Genomic DNA, 24,755 nt, shown 5'->3' with positions numbered 1-24,755 from the left:
CCACCCTTCCGCAACCACCGAGCAAGGAGTGGAACGCCATGAACACGAGTAGAAGAGCAGCCGTGGCGGCCGTCGCAGCGGTCGTACTGGCCGCGGGCCTGATGCCCGCCGGGCAGGCGCACGCGGCAGTACCGTGCACCTTGTACGTCTCGGCGTCGGGCAGCGACGGTAATGCCGGAACCTCACCGGATCGCCCCTGGGCGACCTTGGAACGGGCGCGGGACCACATCCGACTGCGCGGGCTCAACAAGGACATGCGGGCCGACCTCGGCGTCTGTCTGCGCGGGGGCCGGTATACCCGGACGGCGACCTTCAACCTGACCGAGGCCGACTCGGGTTCCAATGGGTTCAAGGTTGTCTACCGGGCGTTTCCGGGTGAGACGCCCATCATTGACGGTGGTAAGGCCGTCAGGGGCTGGAGCCGGGTAGCCGACCGGCCTTACTTCGTGGCCGACGTGCCGGAGTCGGCGGGCTACGCCGACTACTTCCGGCAGCTCTACGTCGGCGGCCGGCGGGCTCAGCTGGCGATGGGCAAGGGCATCGTCGGTAGCGGCTTCTTCGATGAGGCATCGATCCCCAACCCGCCGGCCAACCCGGAGCGGCCGACCCGCTCCTACGACGGCGTGGAGTTCCCGGCGGCCAGCGTTCCGGCGTACACCAACGTCCGCGACATTCGGCTGCTGCACGTCGCGATCGGCTTCAAGATCGACTACTTCCCCGTCGTGGACATCGGCGCGAGTGGCGCCAACAAGCGGGTGCGCCTGGCGCAGCCGCACTTCCAGGTACGGCTGAACCGCGACGACGGTTTCTCGCTGGACTACGACGACACGTTCTACGTGCTCAACGCGTTCGAGGAACTGGACTCCCCCGGAGAGTGGTACCTGAACCGGGCGACGAACAAGGTGTACTACTACCCGCGGGCGGGAGAGGACGTCAACCAGGCCGGAGCGTACGTGCCGGTGGTGGAGACGCTGGTGAACGTGGCCGGGTCCAGCCCGTCCGCGAAGGCGCGTTCGATCGCGTTCGACGGCATCACGTTCGAGCACGGCAACTGGCTGCTGCCTCGCGACCGGTTCATCGGCGGCTCGCAAGCGGAGGCGCAGTACGCGGACGACCCCTTCAAGGATCCGAACTACGACGGCTACGGCGGCGAGGTGCCCGGTCAGATCAAGCTGACCAACGCCAAAGGCATCACCTTCACCAACAACACCGTGGGCAAGATGGGCAGCGGCGGGCTGCAGCTGCTGACCGGAGCCGAGGACATCACCGTCACCGGCAACCTCTTCTACAACCTGACCGCCGCCGGGATCATCGCAGGCCGGTGGATGGACGTGCACGTCGACGGCGCCCGGCGCACCAGGAACGTGACGATCAGCAACAACGTCGTGACCGACACCGGTGACGACTTTTTCCCGGCGACCGGGATCAGCCTGATGAACACCTACAACGTGGCGATCACCCACAACCTCGTCTACGACACCTCATTCATGGGCTTCCATCAGCGCAAGGCCGAGGAGAACAGCCTCCTCGACGGGGTGGACGGGATCGGCAAGACGACGTTCAGTCACAATGAGGTGTACAACGCCACGTCCAAGGTGTCCTGGGGGGTGCACGACTCGGGGGCGGTCTACTCCTTCGGGTCGTGGCCGGGCAGCGTGGTCAGCCACAACTACGTGCACCACTCGACGTCGACCGCGAACTACTACAGCGACAACCAGAGTCACCAGACCCGCTGGGACTACAACGTCGGACTGGGCGGGCGGTTCGACTTCTCCCCGCGTTACCGCAGGCCCCTGTCGGTGTACGCGTCGCACAACTACACCGACTTCGCCGACAACTGGCTCAGCGGAGCCATCTACGACGGCGACGGGCAACCGCACGTGGTGACAGATGGTGAGTGGCCGGCCGAGGCGCGGACCATCATGAACCAGGCGGGCCTGGAACCGGAGTACGCCGCGCTGCGGCGGAAGGTGCCCGGGGAGAACCTGGCCGGCTACTCCACCGTGTCGCAGCGCAGTGCCTGGGACAGCGGCCTCGGCAAGCTTTGGGACGGCGTCACCGAGACCGGCGAGGCCAGCTCCAACGTGAACGAGTCCTGGGTGCAGTTCGATCTCGGCGCCGACTACGAGCGGTTCGCCTTCACCATCCAGCAGGACAACTGCTGCACCTGGATGGCCACCCACTGGAAGGTGCAGCGGTGGAGCGCCAGCCAGAACGCCTGGATCGACATCATGCCCTACCAGGCGATCAACACGGTGGCGCCGGTCGTCTACCGGCCGCCGGCCGACGTCGCTGCCACCAGCATCCGGCTCTACGCGCGCAACAGCAACCAGAATGGAAGCGTCGGAGTACAGGAGTTCAGCGCGACCGGCGTGCGGAAGTGACCGTGCCGACCGTGCATCGGCGTCCACCGACTGGACCAGGGCGGCGTTGTGGCGGCGCTGCACCGGACCGTGCTCGACGAAATCGGATCGCGGGGAAGTCGACTGGTCGCCGGAGCTGGAGCCGAGGAGACCGTGGAGGAGCCGTCGTCGAGCTAAGGAATCGTGAGCGGCGGGCGGTTCAAACCGCCCCCCACTCACGACCCACCGCTGGGGTTAGCGCTAACAGCCTCTTGACGGGACCGCTGGTCGGCGGTGAGGATCTCGTTGGGGTCATCGCAAAGGCGCGAAAGGAAGTGCTGTGTCAAGAGGTGTCATCCGGACAGGTATGTTAGCGCTAACATTGCTCACGGGACTTCTTACCGCAGCTCCGATCGCGTCGGGTGGGCCGACGGACTACACGGTGACCGTCGACGCGGCGGGCCGAGGCGCTTCGATCGACCGCTCGATGTACGGGGTGTTCTTCGAGGACATCAACCGGGCCGCGGACGGCGGCCTGTACGCCGAACTGGTGCAGAACCGGTCGTTCGAATACGACAAGGCGGACAACGCGTCGTACACGCCGCTGACCTCCTGGGCGCCGACCTCGCTCGGCGGCGGAACCGGAAAAGCGCAGGTCGTCGACGACGAGCGCAGGCTCAACGAGCGCAACCGCCACTACCTCCAGTTGGAGCTGAACGCGGGCGACGGCGAGTACGGCGTGGCCAACGCGGGCTACAACTCGGGAATCCGGGTCGAGAGCGGGAAGCAGTACGACTTCTCGATGTTCGCGCGCACCGATCAGGCCGGGGGAGTGCCGGTCACGGTCGCGCTCACCGACCCGGCAGGCAAGGGACTGGCCGAACCGCTGCGAGTGCGGGTCCGCGGTGACGGCTGGGTCAAGTACACCGGCACCATCCGGGGACGCGCTTCGAGCACGCTCGGCAGGCTCGCGGTGACCGCGAGCGGCACCGGAACTTTGAGGTTGGACATGGTGTCGCTCTTCCCGCGCGACACCTTCAACAACCGGCCCAACGGGTTGCGGCCGGATCTGGCGGAGAAGGTCGCCGCACTGAAGCCCGGTTTCGTCCGGTTCCCCGGCGGGTGCCTGGTGAACACCGGCAGCCATCGCGCGTACGAGGCGCCGGACTGGGATCGGCGTCGCTCGTTCCAGTGGAAGGACACCATCGGGCCGGTCGAACAAAGGGCCACGAACGCGAACTTCTGGGGCTACAACCAGTCGTACGGCCTCGGTTACTACGAATACTTCCAGTTCGCGCAGGACATCGGCGCGATGCCGCTGCCGGTGGTGCCCGCGCTGGTCACCGGCTGTGGCGAGAACCGCGTCACCGACGACCCCGCGCTGCTGCGACGGCACATCCAGGACACGCTCGACCTGATCGAGTTCGCGAACGGCCCCGTCACCTCGACCTGGGGCCGCAAGCGAGCCGAGATGGGGCATCCGGCGCCGTTCGGGCTCACCCACCTCGAGGTCGGGAACGAGGAGAACCTGCCTGCCGAGTTCTTCGCTCGGTTCACCGAGTTCCGCGCGGCGATCGCGGCGAAGTACCCCGATGTCACGGTGATCAGTAACTCCGGGCCGGACGACAGCGGCGGAACCTTCGACCGGCTGTGGGAGCTCAACCGCGCGGCCAAGGTCGGCATGGTCGACGAGCACTACTACAACAGTCCACAGTGGTTTCTCCAGAACAACCAGCGGTATGACTCCTACGACCGCAACGGGCCGAAGGTGTTCCTCGGCGAGTACGCCTCGCTGGACAACCGGTTCGGCAACGCGCTGGCCGAGGCGGCGTACATGACCGGGCTGGAGCGCAACGCCGACGTGGTCAAGCTGGCCTCGTACGCGCCGCTGCTGGCGAACACCGACTACGTGCAGTGGCGTCCGGACATGATCTGGTTCGACAACCAGCGCTCGTGGGGCTCCGCGAGCTACGAGACGCAGAAGCTCTTCATGACCAACGTCGGCGACCATGTCGTGCCCAGCAAAGCTTCCGCCACGCCGTCGGCCGCGGCGCCGATCACGGGCGCCATCGGACTGTCCACTTGGGCCACCAGCGCGGCGTACGACGACGTGAAGGTGACCGGCGCCGACGGTTCCCCGTTGTTCGCCGACGACTTCTCCGGCGGAGACTCGCGCTGGACCAAGTCGGGGCGGGGATCTTGGTCGATCGTGAACGGCGCGTACGTCCAGTCCGACCAAGCGGCCGAGGACACCATGGTCACCGCGGGCGACCCGGCTTGGAACAACTACGACCTGTCAGTGAAAGCGACCAAAACCGCCGGCAGGGAAGGCTTTCTGGTCGCGTTCGGGGGCAAGGGCACCGGAAACCGCTACTGGTGGAACCTCGGCGGCTGGAACAACACGCTCTCCGCGGTGGAGAAGAAGGAAGGCGGCGCAGGCGAGATCATGGCGCAGGACGGCACCCGGATCGAAACCGGACGCCAGTACGACATCCGGGTGGAGGTGCGCGGACGCCAGGTCTCCCTGTTCCTCGACGGCAAGCGGTGGGGCGGGTTCACCGACGACAAGGTCGCCGAGCCGTTCCGGCAGGTCGTCACCCGTGACACGAAGACCGGCGACCTCATCGTCAAGGTGGTCAACGCGCAGAACGCCGACGCGCGCACCCGGATCGATCTCGGCACTCGCGTCCGGGTCGGCTCGACCGCGCGGGTGACGACCCTGCAGGGGCTGCCCGACGACGTCAACACCGCGTACACCCGGCCGATCCAGCCGAGGGAATCGCGGTTCTCCGGCGTGGCGAACACCTTCTCCTACACCTTCCCGGCCAATTCCGTGACCTTCCTGCGGATCCCGGCCAGAGAGAGGAACTGACCCATGACGCTCAACCGTCGAACGCTGCTGCGCGTGGGTGGTGGGCTCATGGCCGCCACGGTCGCCGGCACCACGGGGATCGCCGAAGCGGCCGGGCCCGGTGGTCCGCCGAAGCTCACCACGCGAAGCCCGCTGGTCGAGCAACGGGCCGACCCGTTCATCACCAGGCCGGTCAACGGCATGTACTACATGACCGCCTCAGTACCCGAGTACGACAGGCTCGTCGTGCGCGGAGCGTCCACGATCGACGGCCTCGCGTCGGCACAGGAACGGGTGATCTGGCGGCGGCCGTCGTCCGGCAAGCTGGGCGGTCACATCTGGGCGCCGGAGCTCCACCGCATCGACGGCCGGTGGTACCTGTACTTCGCGGCGGGCGACGCAGGCGACGTGTTCCACATCCGGACCTATGTCATGGAGTCCACCGCCGCGGACCCGCGTGCGGACTCGTGGGTGCTGCGTGGCCAGATGCTCACCAAGTGGGACACGTTCACCCTGGACTCGACCACGTTCGAGCACCGAGGCAAGCGGTACTTCGCCTGGGCGCAAGGTGAACCGGGCATCGCGACCAACAGCAATCTCTACCTCGCCGAGATGGCCTCGCCGCTGGCGCTCAAAGGTGACCCGGTACGCCTGTCCGTGCCGACGCTGCCTTGGGAGGTCCAGGGTTTCAAGGTGAACGAGGGCCCGGCTGTGCTGATCCGCAACGGCCGGGTCTTCATGACCTACTCGGCCAGCGCGACCGATGCCCGCTACTGCATGGGGCTGCTCACCGCGGACGAGCGTTCGGACCTGCTCGACCCCCGGTCTTGGACGAAGTCGCCGCAGCCGGTGTTCACCACCAACGAGCAGACCAGGCAGTACGGACCGGGGCACAACTCGTTCACCGTCGCCGAGGACGGCAAGACCGACGTGCTCGTCTACCACGCCCGCGACTACCGGGACATCACCGGCGACCCGCTGTACGACCCGAACCGGCACACCCGAGTCCAGCAGCTGCACTGGAACGACGACGGGACACCGAGCTTCGGTGTCCCGGTCGGGAAGGGCGGAACGATCGTCCGGCTCTCCCCGCTGGACGCGCCGAACCTGTACGTGCGGCACTACGACTATCGGCTGCGGGTCGACGGTGACGTTCGCGAGGTCGCGGACTCGCAGTTCCGTATCGCGGCGGGGTTCTCCGGTGCGGGCAGTGTCGCGTTGCAGTCCGTCAACTTTCCCGACCGGTACGCACGGGTGGCGGATTCGGTGACCGTGCGGATCGATCAGAATGATCAGAGCGATTCCTACGCCCGTGCGGCCAGCTTCGTCCAGGTGACCGGCCTGGCGGACAACCGCGCTGTCTCGTTCCGGCAGATCGGCGATCCGGCCGCCTACCTCGCCCACGACAACGGCCGGTTCGTCCTCGCCAGGCCCGGCTCCGCGCGACGGGATCGGCAGCGTACGAGTTTCTGGCTCAGCTGAACAGAAAAGACTCGTGAGTGGTGCCGGCGGTGCTACGCGCCGGCACCACTGACGACCCATTCTGGAGGTTCACGCAGTGCTGCGAAGGCGCGTTCTCGTCCTCGTTCTGTCGGTGCTCGCCGGTACCTTGGCCGCGGTCGGCTCGGCCGTCGCGGCCGAAGCCCCGCCCGGCGACGTCTACTCGTATCTGGAGGATCCCAGGAAAGTCGGTGAAGGACAGGAGCCGCCGCACGCGTTCCTTCGCCCGTACGCGGATTTCGCTTCCGCCGCTCGCAAGGACGACCGCACGCCCTATGTGATGTCGCTCGACGGCAAGTGGCGGATAGCGGTGGCCGACAACCCGTCGAAGGTGCCGGAGAAGTTCTACGGCGACGGCTACGACACCTCGGGCTGGCGCGAGGTGGCGGTACCGCACACACTGCAGACCGATGGCCTGGACCACCCGGTCTTCCGCAACATAGCCACGGAGATCCAGCCGGACGACCCGCCGAAGGTGCGCCGTGACATCAACCCGACCGCGGCCTACGCCCGGGACTTCCCCCTTCCGGCCGACTGGGCCGGGAGGAACACGTTCCTGCGCTTCGACGGGGTGACCTCGGCGTACTTCGTCTGGGTCAACGGCCAGTACATCGGCTACGACCAGGGCGGCTACACGCCGGCGGAGTTCGACATCTCCGCCGCGCTGCGACCGGGACCCAACCGCGTCGCCGTGCAGGTGCACCGGTGGAGCGCCGGCGCCTACCTCGAGGACTTCGACCAATGGCGGTATTCCGGCATCTTCCGCTCGGTGACCCTGCGTTCGGAGCCTGAGACGTTCATCCAGGACGTGACCCTGCGTACCGATCTCGACGCGAGGTACACCGATGCCACGCTGACGGCCGCGGTGGAGGTGGCGCGTGAGCCTGCCGGGCACCGGGTCGGCCTGAGCCTGCGGGACGCGGGCGGCAAGGAGATCGGCGCGACGAGCCAGGACGTCGGCGCGGACGGCAAGGCCACGTTGACGCTCCCGGTGCGCGACCCGGCGAAATGGTCCGACGAGACCCCGAACCTCTACGTCGTCGTACTGACACTGAGCTCCCCGGACGGCCAGGTCACCCACATCACCAGCGAGTCGGTCGGCTTCCGTGAGATCGAGATCCGCGACAAGCAGCTGCTGGTGAACGGGAAGCGAGTGCTGTTCAAAGGCGTCAACCGCGCGGAAACCGATCCCGATCACGGCAAGCACGTGCCGAAGGCAGCGCAGGAGCGCGACGTCGCGCTGATGAAGCAGCTCAACGTCAATGCCGTGCGTACCTCGCATTACCCGTCGGACCCGTACTTCTACGAGCTGGCCGACTCCAGCGGCCTCTGGATCGACGACGAGGTGGACATCGAGACGCACAACCACGAGAACTGCGCCCGATGGTGTCAGGCCAATCAGCCGGAGTGGCGCGATGCCTTCCTCGACCGGCTGATCGGCATGGTCGAGCGGGACAAGAACCACCCGAGCGTCTTCTTGTGGGACACCGGGAACGAGGCAGGCCTCGGGGCACACCACTACGCGATGGCGGACTGGCTGGACGCGAACGAGCCGACCCGCCCGATCTACCACCAGTCCAACAACCCCGACGGGGACGCGCCGTTCGCCGACGTGTGGGGGCCGCGCTACCCGTCGCCAGAGCGGTTCGCCGAGCAGGCGAAGAGCACCACCAAGCCGCTGATCTTCGGCGAGTACGCGCACGCCATGGGCAACAGCCTCGGCAACTTCCGCGAGTTCTGGGACATCATCAGGGCCAACCCGCAAACCCAGGGCGGGTTCATCTGGGACTGGGCCGAGCAGAACATCCGCCAGCGGGTCGCTGCGGTGCCGGACACCTCCGGCAACAACATCTCCGCACACGTGACCGGAAAGCCGGACCTCGTCGACGGCCACCGCGGCAAGGCGTTGCAGCTGTCCGGTCTGGACGATTTCGTCGAGGTCTACCGCGATCGGCGGCTCGACATCACCGGCACGGCCGTGACACTCGACGCGTGGGTCAAACCGGGCACCTGGACCGGGGACTTCCGGATCGTCGGCAAGGGTGACCACCAGTACGCACTCAAGATGAAGACCGAGAAGACCTTGGAGTTCTTCATCCACAGTGGAACGTGGCAGGCCGTGCAGGCGCAGGTGCCTGCCGACTTCTACGGGAACTGGCATCGGGTCAGCGGCACCTACGACGGGATCGCGCTGCGGCTCTACATCGACGGCAAAGAGGTCGCGAACAAGCCGTTCTCCGGCCCGATCGACCCTTCGTCGGCCGAGGTCAACATCGGACGCGACTTCGAAACCTCGTGGAACGACCCGTCCACCATCGGCTGGATGGGCCGCGGCGCCGTGGACGACGTCCGCATCTACGACCGGCCGCTCACCGCGGCGGAGCTCACCGCGCCGTCGCCGGTCGGCGGGGCTGTGCTCGCGCTGGACTTCGACAAGATCTCCGACCGTGGCAGCTACCTGTCGTACGGGTCCAGTCTGTCCGGAGTGGACGGTCTGATCGGTTCCGATCGGTCGGCACAGCCGGAGACCGTCCAAATGGCGTGGGCACATCAGCCGTTGCGGTTCGCCTACTCCGGCGGCAGCCTGTCGGTCACGAACGAACGGCAGTTCAGCGGCACCGACGAGCTCAACCTGCGCTGGCGGGTCATGGAAGGATCGCGCGTGATCACCGGCGGCGAGCGGCCGTTGCGGGTCGCGGCGGCCTCGACCGGGCGGATCGCGGTGCCGATACCCGCGAATCCGGCTGACCGTGAACGGTTCCTCACCGTCGAAGCGGTGACCACCGCCGGGCAGCCCATGCTCCCGCGCGGGCATGTGCTCGCCCACGACCAGTTCTCACTCGGCGGTAGCCGGGTGCCTGGCCTGGACCCTCCATTCGACTGGAAGGTCGTCGTCCCGGTGGAGGACGCGAACTCGGTGACCGTGTTCGCCGCAGGTGCGACGTACAAAGTGGACAAAGCGACAGGTGCGCTGGTGTCGATTCGCTACCAGGGTGCGGAACTGCTGAGTTCAGGGCCGAAGCTCGACGCGTGGCGCGCGCCGATCAGCAACGAGACCTTCGCCTGGGGACGTGCCGAGGGCGAGGACTGGCGCAAGGCAGGCCTTGACCGGCTGCGGACCGACGTCACCGGCGTGCGGGTCGAGCGGGACGGTATCGGCGGTGTCCGGGTGGTCGTGGACAGCAAGGTGGCCGCGCCGGACGTCACCGGCGCCTGGTTCGACCAGACGATGACCTACACCGTCGAGTCGACCGGCCTGCTGCGCCTGGGTAACCGCGTGACCCCACAAGGCACCTTGCGCACACTGCCGTACTTGCCGCGGATCGGCGTCTCGCTGGGCATCCCGGACCGGTACCAGCGGTTCGCCTGGTACGGGCGCGCAGCGGAAAGCTACGTCGACCGCAAGGACGGCACCCCGATCGGGGTTCGGTCGAGCACGGTGGACGAGCAATATGTCGACTACCACCGGCCACAGGACCACGGCAACCACACCGATGCCCGCTGGGCCTTGCTGACCGACAGCCGTACCGGTGGCCTGCTGGTGAGCGGGGCCAATGACGTCAGCGTGACCCCGTATGACGACCTCGATCGCGCCGCGTACCCGTTCCAGTTGCAGCGCAACAAAGGCTGGTTCACGCTGCACGCGAGTCACGCCGTTACCGGGGTCGGCGACACGCCGAACCCGGTCAGGGAACGAAACCAGGTCCAGCCCGATGTCACCTACGAGTACACGCTGTCCCTGCGGCCGCTGACGGCGCAGGAGGCTCGCGCGGGTATGCCCGCGGGCGGTTGAGCGAGGTGAGGGAGTTCCGGAACTTGATCGACCGGAACTCCCTCGCCACACTCGTTGTCACGGGAATTGCGTGCCGGCCCAGGTCTTGAGCTCGGCGAGCGCGGCATCCCGGTCTCCCGACGCGACCGGGGAGCCGTTGGCGACGACCGCGAAGTGCGCCCTGCCAGTGTCCACTGAAGACAGCAGCAGGCGGTTGACACCCGGCTCGCCCGGTTCCGGTGCGACCGTGTGCGAACCGAGATCACTGAGCACGGTGATCTTCGCGGGGTCGAACGAGGCGGGGAGATGCAGCTCGGTCGGCGCGCTGCCGCCGTTGGAGCGCCACGCGAGGACACCGTACTGTCCGGCGCCGACGACCCGTTTGAGCGCGGGCATCGAATCCGGGATCGGGTTCCACGCCGCGAAGACGCGGTCCTCGTAGGTGAACGCCAGGGTGTCGCCCGCGGTCGCGCGGGGGAAGACGCGGTCGATCAGCCGTCCGTCGACGGTCGGCACCGGGGTGGCGTTGTCGAGGCGCACCGCGGAGAAATGCTCGTCGTTCATGGCGTCGCCTTCGGTGCGGACGCGGCCGGGGTTGTCGTTCATCAGCTCGTGGTGCCGGTCGTAGTACAGGTCCCAATGCCACTGGTTCCCGGACAGGGCGCGCCCGGACCCGCGCGCGCCCGTCCACCAGTTCGCGCCTTTCACCCGCGAGTCCAAGGCCTGGTACATCGCCTTGAGGATGTTGGGCGCCTTGTCGGAGGTGTTGCCCGCGACCGGGTGCCCGAACTCGGAGACGATCCCGGTGGTGGCGAGAGCTTGCGCGCGATCGCGGATACGGCTGAAATCGGCGACGTATTCGCCGTCGTTGGCCATGCCGGGTTTGAGAACGCCGGACTGGGCTTTGCCGTCGTAGAAGTGCGCGTTGAACACGTACCGAGAGCCCAGCGTCGGCACCGCAGGGAGGCCGCCGGGCTCGGCGAAGAAGTCGACGTTCTGGTTCCAGAACAGCAGCGGTTCCACGAAGGCCGCTTTGTCCGCCCAGCCCGCTTCGTCCATCCGCTGCCGGAACTGCTGATAGAACGGCCACAGTAGATCCCGCTCCCACGCGATCCCGTCCTGGCCGGAGTCGTAACGGCCGGCATACGGCTCGTTGATCGGGTCGGTGCCGAGCAGCAGCCGGAACGCGGCGGGGGAGAGGTTCTCCTTGAGGAACCGCATGGTTTCCGCCGCCTGGTACAGGAACTCGTCCCGGATCTTGATCGGACCCGCCGCCGTCGTCACTTCGCGGTTGTGCCAGAAGTCGTACACCGCGCCGGTGACGGCCTTGTTGTTCTTCATGTTCTGTCCCCAGTGGAAACAGAGACCACATGACTCGGCGGGGTAGGCCCCGGCTTTCACCAGCCAGGCAGGCGCGCCGTCGCCGGTGTACCAGCTGTCTTTGTTGAACAGGTACCTCGAATACAGGTCCTGGTGGAAGTCGACGAAGACCCGGATGCCCTGTGCGGTGAAGGCAGCGATCTGGTCGGTGACCTTGGCGAGGTACTCCCGGTCGATCTTGCGGGGCTCCGGCTCGATCCAGGCCCATGTGACGAGGAAACGCACGGCGTTCGCGCCGCTCAGCTTGCGCATGGCGGCGGCGGAGGACGCGGCATCGGCCGTGCTGGCGAAGGGCAGCCCGTGGAGTTCGGCGAGCTTGGCTTCGCCGGAGACGTTGAAGCCGCGTAGCACGACCTCCCGGCCGTGCTCATCTCGGAACACGCCCCCGGACACGGTGAGCGGTCCGTTGTCGTACGGGAGCGGGGGTTCGGCGGCGCCGGCCGTGGCCGGAACCGGAAGCAGCAGAAGCGCGGTGAGCGCGAGGACGAAGAGCCGTTTCATGATCGTCACCTCGATAGGCAGGCAACATGAGAGATTCTCATGTTCAACCACTGTAATGGCCGCGCCTTCCGCGCGCCAGCGAGGCTGAATTGGGTGCGAGGAGTCGTGAGTGTTGCCGACGGTTAGAAGAGACGGTTCTAACCGCCCGCAACGCTCACGGCCCCCTTGACGGGAGTGAAAGAGGGGTCGACCATGCATTCAGTGCGCAGAAATGTGAGCGCTAACACATCCCTGCCGATGCAGTCAGAAGAGGTGTCATGAAAGTTCGCCCAAATCATTTGAGGCGCTTTGTCATGGGGGTGCAAGCCTTTTTGCTGGCGACCGGAATCGTGGTGAGTCCAGTGGCCTCGGCAGGCGAATACCTGCCACCAGCCGAGGTCGCCGTGCCCAAACCCGCGATGGGCTGGGCTTCGTGGAACACGTTCGCCGCCAAGATCGACTACAACGTGATCAAGGCGCAGGCCGACGCGCTGGTGTCGTCCGGCATGAAGAGCGCCGGGTATACCTACGTCAATATCGACGAGGGCTGGTGGCAGGGAACGCGGGACAGCGCGGGCAACATCACCGTGGACACCGCGGAATGGCCAGGCGGAATGAAGGCGATCGCGGATTACTTGCACAGCAAGGGTTTGAAGGCCGGAATCTACACTGACGCCGGTCGCGACGGGTGCGGCTACTACTACCCGACGGGGCGCCCTGCCGCGCCGGGCTCCGGCAGCGAGGGGCACTACCTGCAGGACATGCTGCAGTTCCAGCGCTGGGGCTTCGACTTCGTCAAGGTCGACTGGTGTGGTGGTGACGCCGAGGGCCTCGATCCGGAGGCGACCTACCGGGCGATCAGCGAGGCCGATCGCGCGGCGACCGCGCAGACCGGCCGGGAACTGGTGCTCTCGATCTGTAACTGGGGCAAGAAGAATCCGTGGAACTGGGGTGCCGGGATGGCGCCGATGTGGCGCACGAGCACCGACATCATCTACTACGGGCAGCAGGCGACACTCGCGCAGGCGCTGACGAACTTCGACCAGGCGCAGCATCCGGTCTCACAGCACACCGGCTACGTCAACGATCCCGACATGCTCACCGTCGGGATGCCCGGCTTGGCGGCGTCCGCGGCGCGGACCGAGATGAGCATGTGGGCCGTCTCCGGTGCCCCGCTGCTGGCGGGTAACAACCTCGCGACCATGGACGCGACGACCGCGTCGATTCTCAAGAACCGCGAGGTGATCGCGGTCGATCAGGATCCGCGTGGCCTGCAGGGCGTGAAGGTCGCCGAGGACCAGGCCGGTTTGCAGATTTACGGCAAAGTGCTGGCAGGCTCCGGAAACCGCGCGGTGCTGCTGCTGAACCGGACATCGGCCGCGGCGACCATGACGGCACGCTGGCGTGACTTCGGCCTGACCGACGGCCGCGCGGCGGTGCGCGATCTGTGGGCGGCGAAGAACGTGGGCAGCCCGTCCGGCGGGTACAGCGTTTCCGTTCCTGCCAACGATTCCGTGTTGCTGACGGTGTCGGGTACGGAGGCCGCTTCGGTCACGTACAACGGGATCGCGGGGCGGTTCACCGGGATCAACTCGAGTGCCACCGGGCTCGCCGTCGCGACGATCGCATACACGACCGGTGGGTCCACGGCGACACTGCAGGTCAACGGTCAGCAGTCGACGATGGTCGCGTTCCCGCCCGCCAGGTCCGGCACGGTGTCGGCCATCGTCTCGCTGGCTAAAGGCGGCAACACACTGACGTTCTCGGGTGAGCCAGGCGTGGGCACCGTCACCTTTTCGCCGTTGCCGGGCACGGCAGGCGCCACGGTGGTCGGCGCGCGGTCCGGGCGCTGCCTGGATAGCAACGACAACACCATCGTCAACGGCACCCAGGCCCAGTTGTGGGACTGCGCGGGCGGTCCCAACCAGACCTGGGTGTCCCAGCGCGGCCAGCTGGTCGTCAATGGCGGGAAATGCCTGGACGCTTACGACAGTGGGACCACCAATGGCACCTCGGTCGTGATCTGGGACTGCCACGGCGGCCGCAACCAGCAGTGGGCCGTCAACGCGAACGGCACGATCACGAACGCGGTGTCCGGGCTGTGCCTGGCCGCGAACGGGAACGGCACCGCCAACGGCACGAAGATCGTGCTGTGGGCGTGCGGTGACGGCGCCGATCAGCGGTGGTCGCTGAGCTGACGGGACCGGTGCGGCTCTTGCGCGGACGCGAGGCGCTGAGTGGGCAGGAAGACCGCGATCGCCAGTGCGACAAGGGCCGCACCGCAGCCGATGGCCATGATCAGGCGGAAGTCACCCTGCGCGGGAACGGGCACCTGCGAGCACAGGCTGTGCCGGATGTCACCTGGGATCGAGGTCCGATCGCCCGCAGGCTACTTGTAACGATAATCGTTATCACTTACTGTCGGGTCTCCAGCTGACGACAGGAGCGAGATGACGGGTCATGCGGCGGGCGAGCACGCGATCAGGGATGCCGATCTGGTGGGGCTCGAGACGCTGGTTGACCAGTTGGACGACGTGGCACTACTGGCGATCGTGTTCACCCTCGGGCGGTACGGGCTGACCGGCGCTCACGACCTCGGGGAGATCTATGGCGCGACCTCGGTCGCCCCGCGGCACCGGCGGATCCTCCGGCGCTGGCTCCGGGTGCTGGTCGCCGAGAAGCTGGCGGTCGTCGAGGACGGCCGCTACCGGCTGACCCGTACCGTCGCCGCGGCGGAGGTCGAGCAGGCAAGGGCGAAGCTGGAAGCAGCGGCGCGTGGCCTGGAGCACGGTTCTGGCCTGGCACGGTTCTTCCAGCTGTCGGTGTCGTACCTGCCTGAGCTGCTGCGCGACGAGATTTCCGTGCAGTCGCTGCTGTTCGCGGACGCCGACCTCGACGTCGCCGATGACGTCTACCAGCGCAACGTGGCGAGCCGGTACGCCAACGCGGTCGCAGCCGAAGTGGCGGCCTCGCTGGCTCGGCCAGGGGCTCGGGTGCTGGAGGTCGGTGCCGGGGTCGGCGGCACCACCGCGGTCGTGCTCTCCGCGCTGGCCGGAAACCGGGTCGACTACCTGTTCACCGATGTTTCGCGGTTCTTCCTTTCCTCTGCGCGGGAACGGTTCGCGGCGTACGACGGAGTCCGTTATGGACTCCTCGACGTCAATGGCGACTACGCGGCACAGGGCTATGAGCCGGAGTCGTTCGACGTCGTGCTGGCGGCCAACGTGCTGCACAACGCCCGGCATGCCGTCGACGTCCTCACCGCGCTGCGTTCGCTGCTCGCCCCAGGTGGCGCGCTGGTGTTCATCGACACGACCGTCGAGCACTACCAGCTGATGACCTCGATGCAGTTCCTGATGTCGCCACCCGCTTCGGACCCGGACGCGGACTTCACCGACTTCCGCCGAGGCACCGACCGTATCTTCCCCACCCGCGAGGAGTGGCTGGACGCGTTGTCCACCGCGGGCTTCTCCGACCTCGAATGCCTGCCGCCACCAGGCCACCCGCTGGGCCGGATCGGCCAGTACTTGTTCGTCGGGCGCCGGTGACCCCGGTGTCCTCTGCCAAGGGATGTCTTGATGAGTGAGCCTATTGCCGTTGTCGGTTTCGCGTGCCGGTTCCCCGGCGCGCCGGACGCGGACGGGTTCTGGGAGCTGCTGGCCGAGGGCAGGCAGGCGCTTTCGCGGTTCGATGATGCCGAGCTGGCTGCCCGCGGAGTGCCGGAGTCGTTGCGGCGCAACTCTTCTTACGTACCGGTAGGCGGGCTGCTGGAGGACCCCGACCGGTTCGATCCGGCCGCGTTCGGCCTGTCCGGTCCGGAGGCCGAGCTGCTCGATCCGCAGCATCGGCTGTTCCTCGAAACCGCGTGGCACGCGCTGGAACACGCCGGGCACGCCGGCTGCCGAGACGCGGGCTCGGTCGGCGTGTTCGCCGGCGCCGCGCTTTCGGGATACCTGGCCACCAACCTCGCGCACCGGTTCGACCCGCTCGGCGGCGCCGACCCCGCCGGCAGCCTGCAGATCCACACCGGCAATGTCGCCGACTACCTGCCGCTACGGACCGCGCACCGGTTCGGCCTCACCGGCCCGGCGATCGCCGTCGGCGCCACCTGCGCGACCTCGCTGGTCGGCGTGCACGTCGCCGCGCAGTCATTGCTTTCGGGCGAGTGTGACACCGCGCTCGCGGGCGGCGTGTCGTTGCGGGTGCCGCAGGGGCTGGGTTACCTGCATGTCCCCGACGGCCCGTTCTCGGCCGACGGCGTGACCCGGCCGTATTCGGCGGACGCGCGGGGAACGGTGTTCACCCAGGGCGCCGGGGTTGTCGTGCTACGGCGGCTCGCCGACGCACAGGCCTCCGGTGATCACGTCCATGCGGTGATCCTCGGCTCTGCGGTGGCCAACGACGGCGGGGTCCGCGCCGGGTTCACCGCGCCGTCACCCGAGGGGCAGGCACGCACGATCGCCGAAGCGCTGGCGGTGGCGGACGTCGACCCCAAGACAGTGTCCTATGTGGAGGGCCATGGCACCGGGACCGTGCTTGGCGACCCGATCGAGGTGCAGGCGCTGCGGCGGGTGTTCGGCTCCGCCGACCGTCCGTGGTGCGGCCTCGGCTCGGTGAAGGGGAACATCGGCCACGCCGACTCGGCCTCGGGCGTCGCCGGGCTGATCAAGGTGGTGCAGGCGCTGGCGCACCGCACGCTTCCGGCGTCGCTGCACGCCACCCCGGAAAACCCCGAGCTGCGGCTCGACGGTTCGGCGTTCCGGATCGTGCACGAGACCCGGCCGTGGGACGTCGACGGTCCGCGCCGGGCCGGAGTAAGCTCGTTCGGTATCGGCGGTACGAACTGCCATGTCGTGCTGGAGGAAGCGCCCGAGCCCGCGATGTCCGTACCGGATGACCGCGCCCAATTGCTGGTTGTTTCCGGCGCCACCGCCGACGCCTGTGGTGAGACCGCGCGTGGTCTCGCCGAGGGGCTGTCCGGTGACGCCGCCGATATCGCCTACACACTTGCCTTGGGCCGCAAGGAGTTTCCGGTCCGGACAGCGGTCGCGGTCGCTCCCGGCGAGGACATTGCCCAGGCATTGCGCACCGCGACGGCTCCGGTGACGGTGGGCACGCCCCGCGTCGTCTTCGCGTTCTCTGGCGGGGGTTCGCAGTACGCCGGGATGTGCTGCGGGCTCTACCGCGATGAGCCGGTGTTCGCCAAGGCGTTGGACGAGGTCGCCGCGTTCTTTCCGCCGGACGTCCGCGACGTGCTGCTCGACCCGGACGCCGAGGCACAGCACCCCCGCACCGGGCTGCCCGCGCTGTTCACCGCGTCGGTCGCGATGCTGCGCCTACTGGCGGATTGGGGTGTCCGGCCCGACATAGTGCTGGGGCACAGCGTCGGGGAGTACGCCGCCGCGGTCGCCGCGGGCGCACTGTCCATTTCGGACGCCGCGCGGCTGGTCGCCGAGCGTTCGCTGCTGATGGGGGAGCTGGCCAGCGGCGGGATGCTCGCTGTCCCGCTAGGCGAGCCCGAGGTGGGGCGGCTGCTGCGCGACCACCCGGCACTGGACCTCGCGGCGATCAACGCGGACGACGCCTGCGCCGTCTCCGGCCCGAGCGCCGACATCGAACGGCTCCGGGCCCAGCTCGTCGCGGAAGGTGTCCGGGCCCGGCTGGTCGGCGTGGACGTCGCCGCACACTCCCGGCTGGTCGAGCCCGCGATGCCGGCACTGCGGGCGGTCGCGCGACGGCTTTCCACACGGCCGGCGGAGATTCCGCTGGTCACGACCCTGACCGGACGCGTGGCGACCGACGCCGAACTCGCCGATCCGGAGCGCTGGGTGCGGCACCTGCGTGGCACCGTGAGGTTCGCGGAGGCGCTGGAAACCGCGCTGGCCGAGCCCGCGGTCCTGGTGCAGATCGGGCCGGGCGGGATGATCGCCGCGCTGGCCGCTCGCCGCGGGGCCGCGGTCACCACGTTCCCGCGTCAGGACGAGGGCGGGGACGGGCGCGCCGCCGTGCTCGAGGCGCTGGGCAGGCTGTGGTCCCACGGCGTCGACATCGACCACGAGGCACTGCACCGGCCAGGCCGCCGCCGGATCCCGCTGCCTGGTTACGCCTTCCAGCGCGAGCGATACTGGATCGACCCCGTGCCGCGCGTGACGGACGACGCCAGTTCCAGCGAGCCCCTGCAGCTCCCGGTGTGGCGTCAGCTTCCCCCGCTCGGTCCACTACCCGTACCCGGGCTGCGGATCGTCGGCGACGGGCCGTGGGCCGAAGCGCTGCGGGAAGTCGCGGGTGACGGCGAACCTACCGCGGTGGTCGTCTGCGAACCCGCCGTCGACGGGGACCCGATGCGGCGGCTGACGGACGCGGTGCTCGGCTACGCGGACCTGGTGTCCGGCGAGCTGCCGCTGCTCCAGTTGACGGTCAACGGCGAGTCCGTCATCGGCGCCGAGAACGTGGATCCGGTCGCGGCGGGCGTCCGCGGGCTGCCGAGGGTGCTGGGGCAGGAGTCGCCAGGACTCCGCTGGCGCACCCTCGACGTGCCAGGGGCCCCGGACGCGCGCCTCGTCGGCCAGGTGCTTGCGGAGATCGCCGACCTGACTGCCGGTGACAGCGCACGGGAGCTGGCGTTGCGCGGCGGCAAACGATGGCAGCGGTCGTGGGAGTCGTGGCACCCAGGGAAGCTCGGCGAGCTGCCGTCCGACCCCGTGGTCGTCGTCACCGGCGGGCTCGGCAATGTCGGGCAGGCACTCGCTCGGCGGCTTCCGGGTGCCCACGTGGTGCTCGCGTCCAGGAACCCGCGCCCGTTGCCAGATCTCGACGTCCGCGTGGAAACCGTGGACGTGACCGATCCGCGGGCGGTCACGGAGCTGCTCGCCAGCGTTGTCGAGGAGCACGGCCGGATCGACCTGGTCGTGCACGCGCCTGTCGTGGTCGAACTGGCCGCGCTGTCCGAAGCGGACGAAGCAACGGTGATGACCTCGCTGGCGCCCAAGGTGGCTGGCCTCGTGGCGCTGCGGGCCGCGATCGAGACGCTGCCCGTGCGCCCGCGGACCGTGCTGCTCATGTCGTCGGCCGCCGGCACGATCGGTGGGTTCGGTCTTGGCGCCTACGTCGCCGCGAGCCGGTTCGTCGACGGCTTCGCCCATGCCATGGCAGGGGATGCCACGCGCTGGGTCGCCGCCGACTGGGACCGCTGGCGGTTCGGCACCGCACAGGAACGCGAATCCGCCGCCGAGATCACCATGCGCCACGCACTCGACAGTGACGACGCGATCACGGCATTGCTCCGGCTGGCCGCGGCCGACGTGCCCCCGCCACAGGTCGCGGTGTCGCCGTCCGAGCTGAACAGCCGTTCGCTCGCTCTCACAGCACGGGTTGTCCGGACCAGTTCCGGTGGCGACACGGTCGTCACCGCGGAAGAACGGCTCGTCACCGAGTTGTGGAGCGAGACGCTCGGGCGACCGGTGACCAGCCGCGACGACGACTTCTTCGCGCTGGGTGGGCATTCACTGCTTGCCACCCGGGTGCTCGCCCGGCTGCGTGACGACCACGGCGTCACGCTTCGCCTGCGTGACCTGCTCGCCAGGCCGACCGTGGCAGGGCTCGCCGGGCTCGTCGCGTCCAGCGACCGCGAGATCGTGCCGGAGACCACCTCGCCGGTGGCCGAGGCGGGACGCCCGTTCCCGCTCACCCGCGTCCAGCACGCCTACTGGGTGGGCAGGTCGGCAGGGTTCGCGCTCGGCGAGGTCGCCTGCCACTTCTACCTCGAGCACGAGGCCCGTGACTTCGACCTGGCCCGGTACGAGCGGGCGTGGAACCTGGTCATCGCGCGGCACGAGATGCTCCGGTCGGTGATCACCGCCGACGGCGAGAACCTGGTGCTGCCACAGATCCCGGCTTACCGCGTCCCGCTGCATGACCTCACCGAGAGCGGACTCGACGAGCTGCGTGAACGGCTTTCACGACGGGTCGCCGCGCCGGACCGGTGGCCGCTGATCGAGGCACACGCCGTCCGCTTGCCCGATGGCTCACACCGGGTGCTGCTGTCGGTGGACGTGCTGGTCTGTGACTCGGCGAGCTACCTGATCGTCGACCGTGAGCTGCGTGCGCTTTACGCGGACCCGGACACCGAGCTACCGCCGCTGTCCACGAGCTTCGCCGACTGCGTCGCCGCGATCGAGCACCGCCGCGGCGGGCGGGAACACCGGCGCGCGGCCGAATACTGGCGTGCCAGGGTCGACACGCTGCCCTCGGCGCCGGCGTTGCCGGTACGCGAATCCGGCGAACGGCCGCGGTTCGGCCGTCGCCGCGCGGTGCTGGGCGCTGACCGCTGGGCCCGGCTCCGTGAGCGCGCGGGGAATGCGGGAGTGACCCCGACCGCCATGCTGCTGGCGGCGTACGCGGACGCGTTGTCGGCGTGGTCCGGTAGCGACCACTTCAGCCTCACGCTCACCGTGTTCGACCGGCCGGCCCTGCACGCCGATGTCGACAAGATCGTCGGTGAGTTCTCGTCGCTGCTGCTGTTCGAAGTGGACCGGCGGGGTCTGGGCGGCTTCGCCGAACGGGCCGTGGCGGCCCAGCGGCGGCTGTTCGACGACCTCGATCACACCGCGTTCTCCGGACTGGAGGTGCTGGCCGAGCAGGCCAGGCGCACCGGCCGGCAGCGGAACGTGCCGGTGGTGTTCACCGGCATGCTCGGGCTGGACGCGCTCGGCGGCGAGCCGCACGACCACGAATGGCTCGGGCCGATCGTGCACGGCGTCAGCCAGACCCCGCAGGTGTGGCTGGACCATCAGGTCTACGAGCGCCACGGTGAGCTGATCCTGCAGTGGGACGTCGCCGAGACGTCACTCGACGCCGTCGAAGCCGATCGGGTGTTCGCGGACTACGTGGCATCGCTGGAAAAGCTGGCCGACGACGACTGGAGCGAACCGTCCACTGAGGACCCGATCTTGACTGCGCTCGCGGCCATCTGGGCCGAGCTGCTCGACTTGGACGCCGCCGAGCTCTCGCCGGACGTGTCGTTCGTCGGCGCCGGTGGTGACTCACTGCTCGCGGTGCGGATGGCATCGTTCATCCGGCAACGGCTGAACGTCGTGCTCACGCCGGCGGAGATCCGTGCCGAGGTGACGCTCGCCGAACTGACCGCGCTCGTTCGTGCGCGCTCCGCGGACGGTCCAGCGCCTCGTGCGCTGGCCACCAGGGTGAACCGCCGCATCGACGTGGACGCGCCGTTCGGGTTGCTTCCCTTACAGCAGGCCTACTTCGTCGGCCAGCAGGGCGGCTGGGAACTCTCGTACGCCTCCGCGCACGTGTGCACCGACGTCGCGCTGTCCGAAGTGGACGCCGAGCGGGCGCCCGCCGCGCTGGCCGACGCGTTGCGCCGGATCGTGGCGAACCAGCCGATGCTGCGTGCCCGTGTTCTGCCGGACGGCACTCAGCGCATCCTCCCGGACGCCGAGATCGGCCTCGACGTGGTCGACCTCCGTGCGACGACGGCGATCGACGGGGAACTCGCGGCGATCCGGGACCGGATGAGCGCGCACGGACCGGACCCGGTGACCGGGCCTGGCCTCGCAATGCGGCTCGTCCTGCTGCCAGGGGGCCAGGGGCGGTTGTTCACCTCGTTCAGCCTGCTGGTGATGGACGGCTGGTCGGCGGCCGTGTTCGAACGCGAGCTGCTCGCCTATGTCGCGGACGTCAACACCGTGCTGCCGCCGCTGCTGGTCGACTTCGGCGACTACGCCAACGCACTGGCCGAGATCCGCGGTGGCGCCGAATGGCAGGCCGACCGCGACTGGTGGTGGCAGCGCCTGGACGCACTGCCCGCGGCGCCCGGCCTGCCGATGACCGCCGAACCCGGGCAGGTCGCCTCGGCGCTGATGGGTGTGCGGGAGGCCCGGCTGCCGGTGCGGGACTGGGAAGCGCTGCGCGCCGAGTGCGCCCGGCACGACCTCACCCCGACCGCCGTGCTGCTCACCGCGTACGCCGTCGCGCTGGCGAAGCGGGCAGGCCAGAGCCGATTCCTGTTGAACAGCCTGCAGGGCACCCGGCTGCCGCTGCACCCGGACGTCGACCGCATGATCGGCGCGTTCTCGTCGACCGCGCTGCTCGGCATCGACCTTGGCGACGGCGGCACATTCGCGGACCTGGCCGTCGGCGTGCGAGCGGAGATCGCGCAATCTCTCGCGCACAACCTGGTCAGTGGTGTCGAGGTGGCGCGTGAGCTTTCGCGACGCCGTGGCACCACTCGTCCGGCTGCCCCGATCGTCTTCCAGAGCACCCTCGGCATGGACACCGCTGTCGGCGGCACGCGGCCGGAGGCCGCTGGCCCGCTCGGCCGGGTCGATGTCACCGACCACGTTCAGCGGATCCGCACCCCGCAGGTGTTCCTGGAACTGCGGGTGTTCGAACTGGTCGGCGAACTGGTCATCAACGTCGCGGTGGTCGAAGACCTTTTTGGCCAAGGCCTGGTCGACCGGCTGTTCACCGACGTCGTCGAGCGGACGCGGGAGCTGGCCGCAGGGCGTGGCTGGGATGACCTCGTCGAGCTGTCCGGCGCGTCCGCCTCGGCGCAGGCGGAGACGCGCGTGGTCGTCGAATCCGGCGCACCGAAGGCCGCTGTCGAGCAGGCGATCGCCCGGTTGTGGGCAGATCTGCTCGGAGTGTCCGAAGTGGACCGGTCGGATGACTTCTTCGCGCTGGGCGGCGATTCGCTGCTCGCCGTCCGGATGCTCGGGCGAGTGCCGGGCGGTCCGGTGCCGCCGAGGACGTTCCTCGCCGCGCCGACGGTCGCCGGGCTGGCGCGTGCGCTCAACGGCGACGTCGCCGTGCCGCTGAGGGAGGGCACCGGAAGCACACTGTTCCTGCTACACCCCTCCGGCGGTGACGTGCTCTGCTACACCGACCTGGTGCGTCGGCTGGACGTGCCGAACCCGGTCGTCGCGCTCACCGACCCCGGGCTGACCGGCGGTGAAGGCCCCGAGGACATTCCCGCGATGGTGAGGCGCTACCTGGCGGTGATCCGCGCGCGTCAGCCACACGGGCCATACCTGCTGGGTGGCTGGTCGATGGGTGGGACCGTCGGGCACGAGGTGGCGTGCGCGCTGCGGGCCGACGGCGAACGCGTCGACCTGCTGGTGATGATCGACTCGAACAGCCCGGAGCGCATTGTCGCGCTGGAGGGTCTGGACCGGCGTCGAAACGAAGACGAGACCCGGCTGCGCTACCTGCGCTCGCTGGAGGCGTTCCTCGGCTTCGACTACGGCGGTGGGCACGACGCCGATTCGCTTCAGCGCCGCCTCGCCGCGGACGGACTGATCGTCGACCCTGACCGGGTAGCGGTCTTCGCCCGCCATCTGCGCGGGCTGGCCGAGCACCACGCGAGCCACCTCGACGAGACGGTGCCGGTGCTCCTGCTGCGTGCGGGGGTCGCTTCGCCGCGCAACAGCGGGATCGGCATGGGCGTCGACGACTCCTTCGCCGAGCACGAGCTGGGCTGGCGGCCCTACGTCGCGGGGACGCTGAGCGTCGAGGAGATCGACGCTCACCACTACACGATCCTGCACGACCCCGCCGTCACTGCGGTGGCGGATCGGATTTCCCAGGCACTCAAGACAGGCAAGACAGGACTGTGATGCTCCCGAACTGGCTCTACACCCAGAACCTCCTGCCGATGGCGGTCGCGGCAGACGCCGCGAACGCCGCGGTGCCGCGCGCCCAGGTGATCGAAAGTCTCCTGGCGAGCCCGCTCAACGGCGCGCTGCTGCGTATTCCCTTCGGCGGCGGCTGGGAGCAGACCGGCCGGGCGCTGGCCGCGCTCGGCACGGTGTGCCCGGAGACGGCCATCGCGTTCGCCGGGCACCTCGCCGAGCAGCACCGGCGGGGGCGCGGCGCCGGTCCCGGCCTGCTCACCGCGGCCGAAGTCAACGTCGAACCGGCCTCGGCGGGAGCGTCGAGCTACCTCGTGCTGGCCGCACTGCTGGCGTCCGCGGCTGTCGGGATCGCGACCACCGGCGTGCGCCAGACGATCAAGGAGGAGACTCCGGAAGTGGGGTCGGCCGTGACCGCCGTGCTCACCGCGCAGGCGGGCATCCTGCGGGTGCTGAGCATGCTCGACGCGCTCATCGGAGCGGGCAAGGACGTCGGCGGCACGGTCTCGGCGAGCTTCCACACCGTGGTGCGCGGCTCAGCGCGACTGCTGGAAGCGACGCCAGCGAAGACCGCCGTCTTCGCCGCTACCGGGCATCCGGTGCTTCAGGACGACCCGTGGGACCACCGCGTCGAGCTGGCACTGTCCGGCGACTGGTCCGCGTTCGGGGTTTCCGAATGAACGTCGAGTTCTCGCGACGCAAGGCGTTGCTGCTGACCGGAGCGTTGGCGTTGTGCGCCGGCGGCGCGCCGCAGGCGGGCACACCCCCCGGCGCCGGCGGCC

At 68.8% G+C, this 24,755-nt stretch carries 10 protein-coding genes; 8 read left to right on the top strand and 2 right to left on the bottom strand.

Annotation, left to right across the window (positions count from 1 at the left end):
- Positions 1-38: 38 nt before the first annotated feature.
- From ACFV15_RS10870 to ACFV15_RS10855, 4 genes are all read left to right on the top strand, one after another.
- Positions 39-2,384 carry a right-handed parallel beta-helix repeat-containing protein gene (locus tag ACFV15_RS10870; RefSeq protein WP_378350012.1) on the top strand — a complete coding sequence of 782 codons (2,346 nt, stop codon included), beginning with the start codon at positions 39-41 and terminating at the stop codon, positions 2,382-2,384.
- A gap of 400 nt (positions 2,385-2,784) precedes the next feature.
- Positions 2,785-5,214 carry an alpha-L-arabinofuranosidase C-terminal domain-containing protein gene (locus tag ACFV15_RS10865; protein ID WP_378350011.1) on the top strand — a complete coding sequence of 810 codons (2,430 nt, stop codon included), beginning with the start codon at positions 2,785-2,787 and terminating at the stop codon, positions 5,212-5,214.
- 3 nt (positions 5,215-5,217) lie between these two features.
- The gene (locus tag ACFV15_RS10860) at positions 5,218-6,675 is read left to right on the top strand and encodes a family 43 glycosylhydrolase (RefSeq protein ID WP_378350010.1); all 1,458 of its coding nucleotides are present in this window, start codon (positions 5,218-5,220) and stop codon (positions 6,673-6,675) included.
- 76 nt (positions 6,676-6,751) lie between these two features.
- A complete protein-coding gene (locus tag ACFV15_RS10855; protein ID WP_378350009.1) occupies positions 6,752-10,486 on the top strand; it encodes a glycoside hydrolase family 2 TIM barrel-domain containing protein in 3,735 nt (1,244 codons plus the stop codon).
- 57 nt (positions 10,487-10,543) lie between these two features.
- Here ACFV15_RS10855 and ACFV15_RS10850 read toward each other — a convergent pair whose 3' ends face one another.
- Positions 10,544-12,346 (bottom strand): cellulase family glycosylhydrolase, encoded by a 1,803-nt coding sequence (locus ACFV15_RS10850; protein ID WP_378350008.1) that lies wholly within the window; start codon positions 12,344-12,346, stop codon positions 10,544-10,546.
- 293 nt (positions 12,347-12,639) lie between these two features.
- On the opposite strand from ACFV15_RS10850, the gene ACFV15_RS10845 reads away from it, so the two are divergent.
- Complete coding sequence (locus tag ACFV15_RS10845; protein ID WP_378350007.1) at positions 12,640-14,523, top strand: RICIN domain-containing protein; 1,884 nt, start codon at positions 12,640-12,642, stop codon at positions 14,521-14,523.
- Here the strand turns inward: ACFV15_RS10845 and ACFV15_RS10840 are convergent.
- Complete coding sequence (locus ACFV15_RS10840) at positions 14,502-14,657, bottom strand: hypothetical protein (RefSeq protein ID WP_378350006.1); 156 nt, start codon at positions 14,655-14,657, stop codon at positions 14,502-14,504. The two genes, ACFV15_RS10845 and ACFV15_RS10840, sit on opposite strands and share 22 nt — an antisense overlap.
- Before the next feature lie 118 nt (positions 14,658-14,775).
- On the opposite strand from ACFV15_RS10840, the gene ACFV15_RS10835 reads away from it, so the two are divergent.
- Genes ACFV15_RS10835 through ACFV15_RS10825 form a run of 3 tightly spaced genes read left to right on the top strand, consistent with a single transcriptional unit; the run spans position 14,776 to position 24,653 of the window.
- Entirely contained in the window at positions 14,776-15,873 is a 1,098-nt protein-coding gene (locus tag ACFV15_RS10835) for a class I SAM-dependent methyltransferase (protein ID WP_378350005.1), read from the top strand.
- 30 nt (positions 15,874-15,903) lie between these two features.
- Positions 15,904-23,958, top strand: coding sequence for an SDR family NAD(P)-dependent oxidoreductase (locus ACFV15_RS10830; RefSeq protein WP_378350004.1), 8,055 nt, complete (start codon positions 15,904-15,906; stop codon positions 23,956-23,958).
- Complete coding sequence (locus tag ACFV15_RS10825) at positions 23,958-24,653, top strand: hypothetical protein (protein WP_378350003.1); 696 nt, start codon at positions 23,958-23,960, stop codon at positions 24,651-24,653. The genes ACFV15_RS10830 and ACFV15_RS10825 overlap by 1 nt, the downstream gene beginning before the upstream one ends.
- Positions 24,654-24,755 lie beyond the last annotated feature (102 nt).

The organism is Amycolatopsis sp. NPDC059657 (assembly GCF_042734395.1).
GTDB lineage: Bacteria > Actinomycetota > Actinomycetes > Mycobacteriales > Pseudonocardiaceae > Amycolatopsis.
This window is presented reverse-complemented; position numbering and strand designations above follow the sequence as displayed.

What these genes read in the sequence shown, in the direction of transcription:
- ACFV15_RS10870 (WP_378350012.1), top strand. Translation starts at nt 39, where the DNA reads ATGAACACGAGTAGAAGAGCAGCCGTGGCGGCCGTCGCAGCGGTCGTA.
- ACFV15_RS10860 (WP_378350010.1), top strand. Translation starts at nt 5,218, where the DNA reads ATGACGCTCAACCGTCGAACGCTGCTGCGCGTGGGTGGTGGGCTCATG.
- ACFV15_RS10850 (WP_378350008.1), bottom strand. Translation starts at nt 12,346, where the DNA reads ATGAAACGGCTCTTCGTCCTCGCGCTCACCGCGCTTCTGCTGCTTCCG.
- ACFV15_RS10845 (WP_378350007.1), top strand. Translation starts at nt 12,640, where the DNA reads ATGGGGGTGCAAGCCTTTTTGCTGGCGACCGGAATCGTGGTGAGTCCA.
- ACFV15_RS10835 (WP_378350005.1), top strand. Translation starts at nt 14,776, where the DNA reads ATGACGGGTCATGCGGCGGGCGAGCACGCGATCAGGGATGCCGATCTG.
- ACFV15_RS10830 (WP_378350004.1), top strand. Translation starts at nt 15,904, where the DNA reads ATGAGTGAGCCTATTGCCGTTGTCGGTTTCGCGTGCCGGTTCCCCGGC.
- ACFV15_RS10825 (WP_378350003.1), top strand. Translation starts at nt 23,958, where the DNA reads ATGCTCCCGAACTGGCTCTACACCCAGAACCTCCTGCCGATGGCGGTC.